Genomic DNA, 15,116 nt, shown 5'->3' with positions numbered 1-15,116 from the left:
GGTCGGGGCCGTGAACACCGATTCCGCGCACCCGACCCTGTCCGACGTGACCGCCGCCTTCGAGCGGGTCTATCCGCCCGCGTGGGCCGCCTCCTGGGACGCGGTCGGGCTGGTGGCGGGCGACCCCGCGCAGCAGGTCGCGCGGGTGCTGTTCGCCGTCGACCCGGTCGACGCGGTCGTCGACGAGGCCCTGACCTGGGGCGCAGACCTGATCATCACCCATCACCCGCTGATGCTGCGCGGTGTCACCAGCGTGGCCGCCAACACCCCCAAGGGTCGGATCGTGCACCGGCTCATCCGGTCGGGGACCGCCCTGTACACCGCGCACACCAACGCCGACACCGCCTCGCCCGGCGTGTCCGACGCGCTGGCCCGCGCGGTCGGACTCACCGGGCCGCTGCGGCCCCTGGACCCCGACGCCACCGACCCCGAGGGCCGCCGCGGCATCGGCCGGATCGGCGCCCTGGACCGGCCGGTGCTCCTGCGCGAGTTCGCCGAGCAGGTCGCCCGCGGGCTGCCCGCCACCGCGGCCGGGATCCGCGTCGCGGGGGACCCGGACCGCCTCGTGAGCACCGTCGCGGTGTCCGGGGGAGCGGGGGACTCCCTGCTCGGTGCGGCCCGGGCCGCGGACGTGGACGTGTTCGTCACCTCCGACCTGCGCCACCACCCCGCCTCGGAGTTCGTGGAGGACCCCGGCGGCCCCGCCCTGGTCGACACCGCCCACTTCGCCAGCGAGTGGCCCTGGCTGGCCGACGGTGCGCGCCACCTGGTCGACGCACTCGGGCGCGCGGGCGGCCCGGATGGGGCTAACGTGGAGGTCCGCGTCTCGACGACGGTCACGGACGCCTGGTCACAGGCCGTCTCACACGTCTGAGAGAGACCACGGGCCCCGCGGGGTCGCCGACCAAACTGCACAGAGTAGAGCGCGGGCGGCGTACTCGCCCTCCCCAGCCATCACAGGAGACGTCACACGTGAAAGCCGAACCCGCCGCACAGGCCAGACTCCTCACCCTCCAGGACCTGGACACCGACCTCCAGCGCCTGGACCACCGGGCGCGCACCCTGCCCGAGGTCGCCGAGGCGGCCCGGCTCAAGGAGCGGGTCGACCAGATCGACAGCGAGCTGATCACCGCGCAGACCGGGGTCTCCGACGTCGAACGCCAGCAGCGCAAGGCCGAGAGCGACGTCGACCAGGTGCGCACGCGCGCCGACCGGGACGCCAAGCGCCTGGAGTCCGGGCAGATCACCAACGCCAAGGAACTCCAGAACCTCCAGTCGGAGATCACCTCGCTGGGCCGCCGCCAGGCCGAGCTGGAGGAGATCGTCCTGGAGGTGATGGAGCGCGCCGAGGAGCTCAACGCCACGGTGGCCCGCCTGACCGCCGAGCGCGAGCGCCTCGTGGCCGAGCACACCGAGGTCGTGGCCCGCCGCGACACCGCCGCCGCCGAGATCCAGTGGGACCGCACCCGGACCACCCAGGACCGCGAGCGCGTGGCCGGGGAGATCCCCGCCGACCTGCTCGCCCTCTACGACAAGATGCGCGCCCAGTACGGCGGTGTGGGCGCGGCGCCGCTGCGCTACGGCCGCTGCGGGGGCTGCAAGCTCGCGCTGAGCACCGTCGAGCTCAACGAGATCCGCGCCCAGGCCGCCGACGAGGTCGTGCGCTGCGAGGACTGCCGCCGCATCCTGGTCCGCACCGAGGAGTCGGGTCTGGGCGGCCGGACCGAGCAGTGAGCACCGGCTGGGGGGCACCGCCCGACACCGCGCCGACCCGGCTGGTCCTGCTGCGGCACGGGCAGACGCCGCTGTCGGTGGAGCGCCGTTTCGCGGGCCGGGGCGACATCCCGCTGACCGAGGACGGGCACGCGCAGGCCAGGGCGGCCGCGCGCCGCCTGGCCCCGCGGCCGTTCGACGCGGTGGTGTCCTCCCCGCTGCGCCGCACCAGGGACACCGCGGCCCACGCCGCCGAGGCGCTCGGGCTGCCGGTGGAGATCGACGAGGGGTTCGTCGAGACCGACTTCGGCGACTGGGAGGGGATGACGTTCGCCGAGGCGCGGGCGCAGGCCCCGGTCGCGGTGGACCGGTGGCTGGCCGACCCGGAGACGGCGCCGCCCGGCGGGGAGAGCTTCGCCGCGGCCTCCCGCAGGGTGGCCGCCGCCCGCCGGGCCCTGGTCGAGCGGCACCGGGGGCGCACCGTCCTGGTGGTCACCCACGTGACCCCCATCAAGGCGCTGGTGCAGCAGGCCCTGCTCGCCCCGCTGGAGGCGCTGTACCGGATGCACCTGGACACCGCGTGCCTGACCGAGGTGGACGTGTTCGCCGACGGGCCCATGGTGGTGCGCTCCCTCAACGACACCGCCCACCTGGAGTGAGGGGCCGAGGGGGAACGGGGCCGCGGCGGCGGGCGTAGAATGGGCGGCGAGGGGAGTCGGCCAGGCGGTCGCGGACCGCGCCTGGTGCGCGTGTTCGAGGAAAGTCCGGACTCCACAGGGCAGGGTGGTCGGCAACACCGACCCGGGGTGACCCGCGGGACAGTGCCACAGAAAGCAGACCGCCACCGCTCGCGGTGGTAAGGGTGAAACGGTGGTGTAAGAGACCACCAGCGGCCGGAGTGATCCGGTCGGCTCGGTAAACCCCACCCGGAGCAAGGTCAAAAAGGGAACCTGCGGGTTCCCGCGCGGATGTTCGAGGGCGGCCCGCCCGAGTCCGCGGGTAGACCGCACCGAGGCCGTCGGCAACGGCGGTCCCAGATGGATGGCCGCCCGGTTCCTCGGAACCGACAGAATCCGGCTTACCGGCCGACTCCCCCTCACACACCCTTCTGACCAGCGGCGCAGCGCGGGGGAGACGGCCGTGTTCCGGTTCTGTCCCGGACGGCGGATCGACCGGAGAGCGGGAGCAGGCCGATCGCTCCGCGTCCCGATTCCTCCCCGCCTGAGCCGGGCTGGCGCGGGCCCCGCCCGTGGTGTTCCGGCGGGCGCGGCCCCCGGGCGGCGGGTCGGAGGGCCGCTCCCGGTGCACGGGTACAGTCCTACAGCCCGCCGGTGATGGCCCGGCGCCCGTGCGCACCGATAGATTGGCCCCTGCGCTCCCTACCCCGGGCGAGCTCCGGAGCGCGTACGCCCGTGGGCCGACGTCCGGGGTCGGACCCAGCGGGCATCCGCGTTCACGGGAATGGGTGCATCTTGTTCGACTCCACCGCCTTCTGGGTGGCTCTCTTCGGTCTGCCTGTCGTGGCCATCGTGGTGATCGTCCTGCTCGCCTCCTATCAGGCCTCAGGCGTTCAGCAGGACGGACGCGACGACGCGCCCGACGAGGACTCCTCCACCAGCTGATCCCCGTGGTCCGCATCCGTCCTCGGGTGGGGCACGGGGTCGTTCACGTCCTGGACGCCCTGCACGGGGACGAACTCCCCCGTCTCGGCGTCCAGGAGGTGCACCCTCGCCGTCTCCAGGTCGTAGTACATCCCCGTCAGCGTCAGCTCGCCCGCCTCCACCCGTTCGCGGACCACCGGGTAGCTCGCGAGGTTGCCGATCTGCGCCTCCACGTTGGCCTGGGCCAGGCGGCGCAACGCCTCAGCCGTGGGCAGGCCCGACAGGGCGCCCGACTCCTCGCCCACCCGCGCCAGGCTCTCCGAGCCGTGTGACAGCCAGCGGCGCATGTGCGACGCCTGTTCGTCCGTCTCCAGGTGGGCCTTCTCCAGCAGGGCCTGCATCGCCCCGCAGTGCGAGTGTCCGCACACCACGATCGAGGGCACCCGCAGCACGTTCACCGCGTACTCGATCGCCGCGCCCGTCGAACCGTTGTCGGGGGCCTCCCGCGGCGGCACCAGGTTGCCGAGGTTGCGCACGGTGAACAGGTCGCCGGGCCCGCTCGCGGTGATGAGGTTGGGCACCACGCGCGAGTCGGCGCAGGTGACGAACAGCGCGGTCGGGTTCTGGCCGTGCGACAGGCGGCTCATCACCGACCGCATCCGGTCGGTGGTGCTGGCGTGGTACTCGCGGGCGCCGGCCGCCAGCAGGCCCAGCGCGTTCACCCCGCGGTCGCCGTCACCGCGCATCTCCCAGGGGGCCCACCAGCGGGCCAGGCCGCCGGGCGCGGTCTTGGCGGCGGGCGCCGACCGGGTGGAACTGCGCGTGTACCACTTCTCGTGCACTTCGTCGATGTCGACGCTGCCGCCGGTGCGCTCGTGGTCCACCCGCCAGGCGTGGATGGCCTCGAAGGCGGCGTGGTCCATGAAGTCCACGTGCAGGTCCAGGTCGACCCGTGAGCCCGAGGGGACGGTGCGCAGCACGTGCGCGAGCCGGGGCACGCCCAGGAAGGTGAGCGAGCCGTGCACGGTGATGTGCACCCGGTCGTCGCGTTCCTCGGTGGTCACGGTCAGCTTGGTGAGCCTGCGCAGGGAGACGATCATGGCCAGCGCGAAGCCGATGAACACGCCCTCCAGGAGCCCCAGGAACACCACGCCGAACAGGGTCACCAGGTAGACGCTGGCCTCGTGGTGGCGGCGCAGGTCGCGCAGGTGGGCGATCGAGACCATCTGCACGCCGATGAACACCAGCAGCGCCGCGAGCGCGGGCATCGGGATCAGCTCGACCACGTGCGCGAACAGGGCGACGAACAGCAGGATCCACACGCCGTGCAGGATGGTCGAGAGCGGGCTGCGCGCCCCGGCGCGCACGTTGGTGGTGCTGCGCACGATCACACCGGCCACCGGCAGCCCGCCCAGGGCGCCGCTGATGGTGTTGGCCGCGCCCTGGCCGCACAGCTCGCGGTTGAGCATCACCCGGCGGCCGCTGTGCATGCGGTCCACGGCGATCGCGGCGAGCAGGGACTCGACGCTGGCGACCATGGCCACGGCGGCCACGCTCAGGGCGATGCCGTCCCACTGCCCGGCCTCGGGCAGCATCGGGCCGTTCCAGGCGTCGGCGAAGGAGCCGGGCAGGACGACGGTCTGCACCTGCCAGCCGCTCGTGGTGGAGATGAGGGTCGCGGTGGCCACGGCGACCAGCGCGGCGGGCACCACGGCGGGCCGCAGCCGCCCGAGGGAGGGCAGCTTGTTCCAGGTGAACATGATCGCGATGGTGATGACGCCGACCGCGACGGCCGGGGTGTGGTTGTTGGCGATCTGGTGGGGCAGGTCGGCGATGTTGGCCACCGCCGAGCTCTGCGGTTCCCCGCCCAGGACCACGTGCAGCTGGGCCAGGGCGATGGTCACGCCCACCCCGGCGAGCATGCCGTGCACCACGGCGGGGGAGACGGCCAGGGCGGCCCGGGCGATGCGGAAGGCGCCGAGGGCGAGCTGGACCAGCCCGGCCAGCAGGGTGATCAGGCAGGTCACCCGCCATCCGTAGGTCATGACCAGGTCGGCGACGATGATGGTCAGGCCGGCGGCGGGGCCGCTGACCTGGACCACGGACCCGCCGACGAGTCCGGCGACGATCCCGCCGACCACGGCGGCGATGATCCCGGCGATGAGGGGGGCGCCGGAGGCGACGGCGATCCCCAGGGACAGGGGGACGGCGACCAGGAAGACCACCAGTGAGGCGCCGACGTCGGCGGCGATCCCCCTGTGGCGGTCGAAACGTTGCCCGGGTGAGGCCGTGGGCGGCCTCTCGGGCGTGACTCCCTGGGCGTCGTTGCGCATGGTTACTCCATTCGGGTTGGACCAGGCAAGTGATGCGTGGGCGCACGGGGACTGCGGTGTTCGGATCGGGGGGCGTGCGTGGAGACGCGGGATGAGAGGACGTCCCTGAGGGTGTCCTTCGCGCTACCAACTGTAGCCAGTATCCGCCACGCAGTGTTACGGTCTGTTGCTCCTTTGGTAACCATTTTCCTGTCTTCACATGTCCTGGGGACAAATCAGGACAGAGAAAACCCCGAGGTGGTGGCTGCGCCCACCGCCTCGGGGTGTGAAGTGATGTACCTCTCGTGCGGCCCGGGGGCCGGAAAAGGGTCGTTACCGCGTGTTGCGGACGTCCGGAAGATCAGATGAAGCGGCCGTCCTCGTACCCGCCCTCGTAGCGGTTGCGGCCGTGCGGGTCGCGGGGGTCGGACGGGTACGGTTCCGGCGCCTGCGGCCCGCCGGGGCGCCGCTCCTCGTCGCCGGACTGCCAGTCCGGCGCGGGCGGGAAGCCGCCGTAGCCGGGCTGCTGCGGCTGCTGGGGCTGTCCGCCGGACGGGTAGCCGCCCGGGACACCGGGATAGCCGCCGGTGCCCCCGGCCGGATAGCCGAACGGGGCCTGTTCGCCGTAGCCCGCCGGGGCGTCCCCGCGCACCTGGTCCACCGGATAGCCGCCCGTCGGGTAACCGCCCTGCGGGTACCCGGGAGCCTCACCCGGGAACGCGGACGGGTAGGCGGGCTGGCCGACCGGCCCCTGGTCGAACGGCGCCGGAGGCTCCGGGGCCCCGGTGACCGCGCTCCCGCCCGGGAAGGCCGCCGCGCCGGGGCCGCCGTGGACGCCCGGGGCCCCGAAGGCGCCGCCGTCCTCCTGCGGACCCCACAGCGGGGGGTTGGGGTCCGGCTGGGCCGGGCGGCTGTGGGCGCCGGTGTCGTAGGGGGAGCGGTGGTGGGTTCCGGTGTCGTAGTCGTTGCGGTTGAAGGAGTCGGTGTCGTAGGAGGGGCGGGTGTGGTTGCCGGTGTCGTACTCGGGTCGTCCGGTGCCGGGCATGCCGTAGTCGGCGTGGCTGTGGGCGCCCGTGTCGTAGGAGGACCGCTGGTGGGCCCCGGTGTCGTAGGACGAACGCTGGTGGGACCCCGTGTCGTAGGGGGAGCGGTGGTGGGTTCCGGTGTCGTAGTCGTTGCGGTTGAAGGAGTCGGTGTCGTAGGAGGGGCGGGTGTGGTTGCCGGTGTCGTACTCGGGTCGTCCGGTGCCGGGCATGCCGTAGTCGGCGTGGCTGTGGGCGCCCGTGTCGTAGGAGGACCGCTGGTGCGCTCCGGTGTCGTAGGACGAACGCTGGTGGGACCCCGTGTCATAGGCCGAGCGCTGGTGGGTCCCCGTGGTGTGGGACGTCTCCGGCCGCGACCGGTAACCACCGCCCAGGGGGTCGGCGGGATCACCCGCGCCGCCCGGGGACGTCTGACCCGTACCCGCGCCGCCCTGACCGCCGCCGAAGCCGAGCTCGGAGCGCTGGTGCGCGCCGGTGTCCATGCTGGACCATATCGGCGAACTCGTGCCGGTGCCCGGGGCCGGACGCTGGAAGGCCGGGTCGAGCGGGTCGGCGGGGGACGCGCTGCGCGCACCGGCCGTTCCCGGGTAGTCCGAGCGGCTCATCGACCCGCTGTCGTAGGAGGAGCGGCCCTGGAACGGGTCACCCGCGGACGGGACGGAACCGGACCCGCCGAGCGGGTCGAGCCCGGAGGAGGTCCCCAGCGGGTCGTGCGTGCTGGCCGAGGTCCTCAGCGGGTCGTGCGTGCCGGATGAGGATCCCAGCGGGTCGTGCGTGCCGGACGAGGACCCCAGCGGATCGGTCGAGGAGGGCGAGTAGGAGGAACGGGGAGACCACGAACCGGTGCCCAGGGGGTCGTCTGAGGCCGAGGCGGCCGGTGCGGCGGGCTGGGAGGGCTGGGGGACGCCCTGCGGGGGCGTGGCCTCCCGCGCGGGGGGAAGCGCGGAACGCGGCGGAGCCCCCGGCGGCAGGGCGCGCTCGTCCTCGCCGACCGGTTCGGCCCCGCGCCGCCTGCGGCCCCGGCCCCGCGACGGCTCCTCCCCGTCCTCCTCCACCGGCTGGGGCCCGCTGCCCTGGCCCAGGCTGGCCAGCACGGCCAGGTCGGCGGAGGGGTCGCCGCTCCCGCGGCCTCCCGCGGCGGGCATGACCGTGGTGGCTCCGGGGGGTCCGGAGGCCTCCTCGTCCTCGTACTCCCCGTACCCGTCGTCGTAGTCGTCGTCCTCGTACTCGTGGGCGGTCACGGTGACGGCGGAGTCCCGGTCCCCGCGCCCGTCCCGCGCACCGGAGGGCCGCTGCGCCGGGCCGTCCTCGCCCAGGCTCGACCAGAAGTCGTTGTCGGACAGGGAGTCGTCATCGTCGTCCCAGTCCGCGTCGAGCTTGCGCCTGCCCCGGGGCCGCCGCTCCGCCTTGGCGCCGTCGCCCTGACGGGACCTGCGGCCGCGTCCGCGCGGCTCCGGCTCCCCGTCGTCCTCGTCCTCGTCGAGGTCGCGACCCCGGCTCCCGCCGCGTCCCCGGCCCCCGTCGCGGGCCCGCTCCCGGCCGCGTCCGCGACCGCGCGGCCGTTCCTCGTCGCGGTCGTCGCCCTCGGCGTCCTCGTGCTCGTACTCGTCGTCGTAGTCGTCCTCGCGGGAGCCGGAGCTCAGCGCGCGCATGCCCAGCAGCAGGAGCACGAGCACGGCGAGCACGACGATGACGGCGATGATGATGATGACGGTGACGGTCATGGTGTACGCACTACCTTGGGGAGGTCGGCCGCGCCCGGGTCGCACCGGTGACCGGCCGAGAGGAGGCCGGTCGAGGGGAGGCGGTGACCTCCGGGGACCGCGGTGATCCGGTGGGTTCGGCCTGCGCTCGCGGGGGGACGCAGGCGGTCCGGTGCGGTTTCGGGTCAGGGCGCCGCGCGGCGAGTGGACGAGTATCGGTCATCTGAAATGGGGCGGGGGGCACAGACCCACTGTATGCGTTGTCGTGCTCCGTGTGCAGAGGGCTACGGGAGCTTCCTCCAGGAATCACCGTGACCCCGGATCCGTCAGGTCGTCCGGGGCCGATCCGGAGGCAGCGCCCGCGGTGAACTATGTCACTCGCTGCGTGTGACCAGCGAACCGCGTGCGACGGCCTGGTCCGCGATCGCCTCCAGCGAGGCGCTCAGCGTCGCGCCCTCGGGCAGGTCCAGCGGGCCCCGGAGGGCGTACACGGTGAACCGGTACTCGTAGGCCTCGTCGGGCTCGGGGCAGGGCGGGTCGTAGGCGGACTCGCCGATGCTGTTCTGCCCCTGCTTGGCGTCGGCCGGAACGGTGTTCTGGCGCAGCTCGACGAGTTCGGGGTCCAGGTCGTAGACCACCCAGAACACCTGCGCCACCTGCGGATCGTCCACCACCAGGGCGATCGACCCGGCCTCGTCGGGAAGCCCCGACCAGCTCAGCGGCGGCGAGTACGCCTGCTGGGCCTCCGCGGGGTCCTCGGAGTCGCCCGTGTCGTCCCCGCCCTCCGCGGTGGTCTCGGCCGCGCCCTCGCAGGAGTAGGCCGCGGGGAGCGGCTCGCCCTCCTGCATCAGCGGGCTGGTGACGTTGATGTCGTCGGGCATGTCGCCGTTCTGCGCGGGCGAGAGGATCCCGCAGCCCGTGGTCAGGGCCACGACGGCCCCGGCCGCCACCGCGCCGGCGCGCGTACCGGGGGACGGGCGGGCCGCACTCGGCGCACCGGTGGTCCGGGGGAAGGGGAGGGCCGGGAACAATGGGACTCCTGCTTTTCGGGCCGTGGAGGCGAACATCTCGGTGACGCGGGTGCGGCGCTCGGAGGAGACCCGGCGCCGGACCGGCGGGGAACGGGCGGCTCCGCGGGCGGGCGCCGACGACACGTTCCCCAGCGAACCCTACTGCGGTCAGGCGGGCGTTCGGTCTCCCGTCCGCGCCCGTGCGCTCCCGCGCGGGACGCGGAGGCCCGCGACCCCGGCCGCGCCCCCGCCGGTCGCGGCCCGGCGGGAACGGGACGGGAACGGCTCCTCACGGAGAGCGTCCGTCCGTACGATCGGTGATCATGGGTCGGTGCGGTTCTCCATCCTCGGGCCCCTGGCGGTCCACGACGCGACCGGGCGACCCGTCGCCATCGGCGGTGCGCGCCTGCGCACGCTGCTCACCCTCCTCCTGCTCCGGCCCGGCCAGCGGATCGCCAACGACGAGCTCACCGACGCCGTCTGGGCGGGGAGCCCGCCCGCTGCGGCGGGCAATGCCCTCCAGGCCCTGGTCTCCCGCCTGCGCCGCGCGCTGGGCGAGGGCGCGCGCATCGACGGGGACGCGTCGGGGTACCGGTTGGCGGTCGAGCCCGGCCAGGTGGACCTGGCCGAGTTCGAGTCCCTGGTCAGGCGGGGGCGGGCCGGGCTCGTCGCGGGCAGGGCCGCCGACGCCGCCCGCGACCTGGGCGAGGCCCTCGCCCTGTGGCGCGGACCGGCCCTGTCGGACCTGACCGCGCACGGTCTGGCCGAGGACACGGCGCTGCGCCTGGCCGAGACCCGCCGAGCGGCCCTGGAGGACCGCCTGACCGCCCTGGCCGACCTCGGGCTGTACGCCGAGGTCCTGCCCGAGGCGGAGGCCCTGTGCCGAAGCGAGCCGCACCGCGAGGGCCCCCTCGCGCTCCTCGTGCGCGCGCTGGCCGCCACCGGCCGCACGGCCGACGCCCTGGCCGCCTACGAGCGCTTCCGCTCCCACCTGGCCGACGAGCTGGGCCTGGACCCCTCGCCCCAGCTGCGCGACCTGCACCTGAGGCTGCTGCGCGGCGAACTCGACGCGTCCCCTGCCGCCGAGCCCTCCGCCCCGCCCCCGGCTCCGGCCCCGCCCCTGCGCCTGCCGACCTCCCTGACCAGCTTCGTGCCGCGCGACACCGAGGTGGACACCGCCGTCGACCTGCTCATCCGCGAACGCCTGGTCACCCTGCTGGGCCCCGGCGGCGCGGGCAAGACCCGTCTGGCGATCGAGAGCGCCTCCGCGCTGGCCGCGCGGGCTCCCTCCCTGCTCTCCCGCGGCGGCTGGTTCGTCGAACTCGCCTCCAGGACGGCCGCGGACGTCCCCCAGGCACTGGCCTCCGCGCTGGAGCTGCGCGAGCACGCCGTGCTCCAGGCGCGCTCCGCGGCCCCCAACGCCCCCGCCACCCTCGTTCCGCTCCTGGAACGGGTGGTCTCCTTCGTCGGCGACCGCCCCGTCCTCCTCGTCCTGGACAACTGCGAGCACATCGTCGAGGAGGTCGCCTCCGCCGTGGCGACGCTGCTGGCCCGCTGCCCCGGCCTGCGGATCCTGGCCACCTCGCGCGAACCCCTGGGGGTGCCCGGCGAACAGCTCCTGACCGTCCCCTCCCTGGACATGCCGCCCGAGGGGGCCTCCGCCGACCGGGCCGCCGCCTGCTCCTCGGTCATCCTGTTCGCCGAACGCGCCGCCGCCGTGCGTCCGGGCTTTCGCGTCACCCCCGACAACGCCGCCCACGTCGTCCGCGTCGTCCGCGAGCTGGACGGCCTGCCGCTGGCCCTGGAGCTGGCCGCCGCGCGCCTGCGCTCCATGAGCACCGCCCAGCTCGCCGACCGGCTCCGCGACCGCTTCCGGCTCCTCACCGGAGGCGCCCGGTCGACGCTGCCGCGCCACCGCACCCTGCGCGCCGTCGTCGACTGGAGCTGGGACCTGCTCGACGAACCCGAGCGCCGCCTGCTGCGCCGCCTGTCGATCTTCGCCGGGGGAGCCACCCTGGAGGCCGTCGAACGGGTCTGCGCCGACCCCGGCACCGAGGGGGAGATCGGCGGCCACGACGCGTGGACCGTCCTGTTCGCCCTGGTCGACAAGTCCCTCGTGGTCGCCGAGAACCCCGACCGTGACGACACCCCGCCCCGCTACCGGCAACTGGAGACCGTGCGTGCCTACGCCGCCGAACGCCTGGCGAGCAGCGGCGAGGAGGAGCGCGTGCGCGACGCGCACGCCCGCCACGTCCGCGACCTGTGGCGCTGGGCCGACCCGCTGCTGCGCGGCCCGCGCCAGGGGGAGCTGCTCGCCCGGCTGGCCGCGGAGGCCGACAACTGCGGCGCCGCCGTGCGCTGGGCCGTCGAGCGGCGCGACGCCGGACTGGCCCTGGACCTGGTCGAGTGCACCCAGTGGTACTGGACCCTGTGCGGCTCCTGGCGCCAGCTCCACCAGTGGGCCGTGGACGTCCTGGACATGGTCGGCGACCGGGTGCCCGAGGGGCGCGCCGTGGCCTACGCCAGCTGCCTGTTGCAGCGGGCCGACACGACCACCGACCACGAGACGGTGCTGGAGCGCATACGCGAGGTCGAGGCCGTCCTGGAAGAGGCCGGACAGCGGGCCGAGGAGCACCCCATGCTCGTCTACGGCCTGGTCTACACGGCGCTGCTGGAGGGGACGACCGGCGCCGCCCACGAACGCCTCGCCGTCGCGGCCGACCAGGCCGACCCGTGGATGCGGGCCCTCGTGGGGGTGCTGCTGTCCCTGTTCGACGCGGTCAACGGGCGCACCGGGCGGTCCATGGAGCGCGCGAACGCCGCCCTGGAGCAGTTCCGCGCGTGCGGCGACACCTGGGGCGAGTGCCAGGCGCTCGTCCAGGCCGTGGACCTGTACCGGTTCGAGGACCTCGACCGCTGCCGCGACCTGCTCACCCTCGGCGTGCGCAGGGCCGAGGAGGCGGGGCTGGAGGCGCTGGACTGGATGTTCCGCGTCCGCCGGGCCCAGGTCCTCACCGACCTCGGCGACCTGGAGGCCGCGCGTGAGGACCTGCGGGGGCTCCTCGGCTCCGAGCGGCCCGTGGAGAAGGAACAGATGGTGCTGCTGCGCCTGGCCGAGGGCCAGTGGCTGCGGGAGGCGGGGGAGCCGGACGCGGCCCGCGAGGTCCTGGACCGGGCGGGCGAGGACCTCAAGGGCCTGGGCGGGTTCTCGCCCGTCTACGTGGAGGCGGGCTGGCGGACCCTGTACACGACCGTCGCCTGGAGGGCCGGTGACACCGGGGAGGCCTGGGAACACGCCCGGCGCGCCTGGCGGCTGGCCGACCACGGCCTGGGCCCGGTGTGCGCGGAGGTCCTGGACACCTTCGCCGTGATGGCCGTCGGACACGACCCGCGGCGCGGCGCCTGGCTGCTGGCCTGCGCCGAGGTGCTGCGCGGCATGCCCGACACCGCCACGCCCCTCGTGGTGCGGGCCCGCGAGAGCGCGCGCCGGGAGCTGGGCGGACGGGAGTACGACCTCGTCCTCGCCGGGGTCCGGGATGTGAGCGCCGACCGGATCCACGGGCTCGTGGACGCCTGGCTGGCCGAGGGCGCGCCCGGTGGCGCGGAGCGCGCCTGACCCTCGGCCAGCCGTGCCCGGGGCCGGCCTCCCGGCGGGGTGTGCGTGCTCCGGCGGGGCGGAGGCGGTGGCCCGGAAGCCGTTCCCCGCCCGTGGAGGCGCCGCCGAACGGCGCGCGGCCGCCCCGGAGGCCGGGGCGGCCGCGCGACTGTTCTGGCCGGGAACCGGTCAGGTGCGGCGCCGGTAGGCCCACACCGCCAGCGGGAAGAAGACCGCGGTGATGATCGCGGCCCACACCACGGTCCACAGCACCGGGCCGGTGGCCTCGCCCGAACCCAGCATCAGGGCGCGCATGGCGTCCACGACGTGGGTGACCGGGTTGTTGGCGGCCACCACCCGCAGCCAGCTGGGCATGTCGTCGGGGCTGACGAACGCCGAGCTGCTGAAGGTCAGCGGGAACATCAGGATCATCCCGAACGCCTGCACCGCCATCGGGGTGCGCACGATCATGCCGATGAAGGCCGACATCCAGCACAGGGCGAACGCGAACAGCAGCACCAGGGCGGCCGCCGCGACCACGCCCACCACGCCGCCCTCGGGGCGGAACCCGATGGCCATGCCCACCACCAGCACCATCACCACGGTGATCGAGTACCGGACCAGGTCGCCGAGGATGGCGCCCGTCAGCGGGGCCGAGCGGGCGATGGGCAGCGACCGGAACCGGTCGAAGATGCCCTTCTCCACGTCCTCGCTGAGGGAGAAGCCGGTGCCCAGCGTGGCGAAGATGACCGACTGGGCGATGATGCCGGGCATCAGGAAGTCGCGGTAGGACTGCCAGTCGCCCATCATCGCCTGTCCGAAGACGAAGACGAACAGGGTCACGAACATGACCGGCTGCAACATCAACCCGAAGACCTCTTCGGGGTTGGCCTTGATCTTCAGTACGCTGCGCCAGGCCAGTTGCAGGCCGTTGCGCACGGTGATCAGCGGACTGATCCGCTTCGGGGTGGTCGGCGCGTCATCCGGCCGCGCCGACGGCGTCCGGGTCGTCACGGCGCTCAAGCTCGTGTCCCTTCGTCAACGGCCCCCCGGGGGGCCTCCTCCTCGGCGGCGTGCCCGGTCAGGGCGAGGAAGACCTCGTCCAGGCTGGGCTTGCGCAGTGACAGCTCGGCGACGGCCACGCCCTGCTCGTCCAGGCGGCGCACCACCTCGGGCAGGACCGCCGAGTCGGTGACCGGGACGCTGGCCAGCAGCCCGTCGGAGGTCACCGGCGTGCTGGTGACCGCCTCGATGATCCCGGTGGCCAGGGACAGCTGTCCGGTCTCGACGGTGCGCACCTCCAGCACCTGGTTGCCCGCCCGGCTCTTGAGCTCCTCGGGCGTGCCCTCGCTGATCACCCGGCCGTGGTCGAGCACCATGAGGTCGTCGGCCAGCTGGTCGGCCTCCTCCAGGTACTGGGTGGTGAGCAGGACGGTCACGCCGTCGTCGACCAGGCCGCGCACCACGTCCCACAGCCCGTTGCGGCTGTGCGGGTCCAGGCCGGTGGTCGGCTCGTCCAGATACAGCAGCGACGGGCGGCCGACCAGGCTCGCGGCCAGGTCCAGCCGTCGGCGCATACCGCCCGAGTAGGTCTTGGCGGGGCGGTCGGCGGCGTCGGAGAGCTCGAAGCGCTCCATCAGCTCCGCCGAGCGCGCCCGCGCCCCGGCCCGGTCGAAGCCCAGCAGCCGGGCGATCAGCACGAGGTTCTGGGTTCCGGTCAGGTCGGCGTCGACCGCCGCGTACTGGCCGGTCAGCCCGATCAGGCGGCGCACCTCGTGGGGCTGGCGCGCCACGTCGAAGCCGCCCACCTCGGCGTGCCCCTCGTCGGGGCGCAGCAGGGTCGCCAGGATGCGCACCGTCGTGGTCTTCCCGGAGCCGTTGGGTCCCAGGACGCCCAGCACGGCCCCCGTCCTGGCCCTCAGGTCCACGCCGTCCAGGGCCCGTTTGCCCTTGAACTGCTTGACCAGGCCCTCCGCGCGGATGGCGTCAGTCATCGCTCCTCCAGATGTCAACGTCTGCTGTCAAGTCTGGCCAACCGGTCTGACAGAACGCTGACAGCGCCTGACGGAGAAACCTCCAGGAAACGGACGTCTTCGTCAGCGCGTGTCAGGGCGTGCGCCTTCCGTCGGCGGCCCGCGG

At 74.1% G+C, this 15,116-nt stretch carries 10 protein-coding genes and 1 other RNA gene; 6 read left to right on the top strand and 5 right to left on the bottom strand.

Features of this window, described 5'->3' with window-relative positions:
• Positions 1-10: 10 nt before the first annotated feature.
• The 5 genes from UIS43_RS08165 (at position 11) to UIS43_RS08145 (ending at position 3,335) form a co-directional block, all read left to right on the top strand.
• Positions 11-874, top strand: coding sequence for a Nif3-like dinuclear metal center hexameric protein (locus tag UIS43_RS08165; RefSeq protein WP_013153922.1), 864 nt, complete (start codon positions 11-13; stop codon positions 872-874).
• A gap of 98 nt (positions 875-972) precedes the next feature.
• Positions 973-1,734, top strand: coding sequence for a zinc ribbon domain-containing protein (locus UIS43_RS08160; protein ID WP_013153921.1), 762 nt, complete (start codon positions 973-975; stop codon positions 1,732-1,734).
• Positions 1,731-2,372 (top strand): histidine phosphatase family protein, encoded by a 642-nt coding sequence (locus tag UIS43_RS08155; RefSeq protein ID WP_041552778.1) that lies wholly within the window; start codon positions 1,731-1,733, stop codon positions 2,370-2,372. The genes UIS43_RS08160 and UIS43_RS08155 overlap by 4 nt, the downstream gene beginning before the upstream one ends.
• A gap of 52 nt (positions 2,373-2,424) precedes the next feature.
• Positions 2,425-2,810: RNase P RNA component class A (rnpB, locus tag UIS43_RS08150), an RNA gene on the top strand.
• 375 nt (positions 2,811-3,185) lie between these two features.
• Positions 3,186-3,335, top strand: coding sequence for a hypothetical protein (locus UIS43_RS08145; protein ID WP_013153920.1), 150 nt, complete (start codon positions 3,186-3,188; stop codon positions 3,333-3,335).
• Here UIS43_RS08145 and UIS43_RS08140 read toward each other — a convergent pair.
• The 3 genes from UIS43_RS08140 to UIS43_RS08130 form a co-directional block, all read right to left on the bottom strand.
• On the bottom strand, positions 3,284-5,647 hold the full coding sequence (locus UIS43_RS08140; protein WP_071622396.1) for a SulP family inorganic anion transporter: 2,364 nt from the start codon (positions 5,645-5,647) through the stop codon (positions 3,284-3,286). The two genes, UIS43_RS08145 and UIS43_RS08140, sit on opposite strands and share 52 nt — an antisense overlap.
• A gap of 340 nt (positions 5,648-5,987) precedes the next feature.
• On the bottom strand, positions 5,988-8,393 hold the full coding sequence (locus tag UIS43_RS08135; protein ID WP_370012924.1) for a hypothetical protein: 2,406 nt from the start codon (positions 8,391-8,393) through the stop codon (positions 5,988-5,990).
• A gap of 353 nt (positions 8,394-8,746) precedes the next feature.
• Positions 8,747-9,403, bottom strand: coding sequence for a YbhB/YbcL family Raf kinase inhibitor-like protein (locus UIS43_RS08130; protein WP_013153917.1), 657 nt, complete (start codon positions 9,401-9,403; stop codon positions 8,747-8,749).
• A 310-nt stretch (positions 9,404-9,713) separates the two neighbouring features.
• Here UIS43_RS08130 and UIS43_RS08125 point away from each other — a divergent pair, with 310 nt between their 5' ends.
• Entirely contained in the window at positions 9,714-12,998 is a 3,285-nt protein-coding gene (locus tag UIS43_RS08125) for a BTAD domain-containing putative transcriptional regulator (RefSeq protein WP_370012923.1), read from the top strand.
• Between the two features lie 168 nt (positions 12,999-13,166).
• Here the strand turns inward: UIS43_RS08125 and UIS43_RS08120 are convergent, their stop codons facing one another.
• Positions 13,167-14,000 carry an ABC transporter permease gene (locus UIS43_RS08120; RefSeq protein ID WP_041552777.1) on the bottom strand — a complete coding sequence of 278 codons (834 nt, stop codon included), beginning with the start codon at positions 13,998-14,000 and terminating at the stop codon, positions 13,167-13,169.
• A complete protein-coding gene (locus tag UIS43_RS08115) occupies positions 13,997-14,971 on the bottom strand; it encodes an ATP-binding cassette domain-containing protein (RefSeq protein ID WP_370012922.1) in 975 nt (324 codons plus the stop codon). The genes UIS43_RS08120 and UIS43_RS08115 overlap by 4 nt, the downstream gene beginning before the upstream one ends.
• Between the last annotated feature and the right edge of the window lie 145 nt (positions 14,972-15,116).

This window comes from Nocardiopsis sp. LDBS0036, assembly GCF_041228755.1.
Taxonomy (GTDB): Bacteria; Actinomycetota; Actinomycetes; order Streptosporangiales; family Streptosporangiaceae; genus Nocardiopsis; species Nocardiopsis dassonvillei.
The sequence above is the reverse complement of the archived record's forward strand: the minus strand, read 5'-3'. Positions and strand labels throughout refer to the sequence as shown.

What these genes read in the sequence shown, in the direction of transcription:
- UIS43_RS08140 (WP_071622396.1), bottom strand. Translation starts at nt 5,647, where the DNA reads ATGCGCAACGACGCCCAGGGAGTCACGCCCGAGAGGCCGCCCACGGCC.
- UIS43_RS08135 (WP_370012924.1), bottom strand. Translation starts at nt 8,393, where the DNA reads ATGACCGTCACCGTCATCATCATCATCGCCGTCATCGTCGTGCTCGCC.
- UIS43_RS08115 (WP_370012922.1), bottom strand. Translation starts at nt 14,971, where the DNA reads ATGACTGACGCCATCCGCGCGGAGGGCCTGGTCAAGCAGTTCAAGGGC.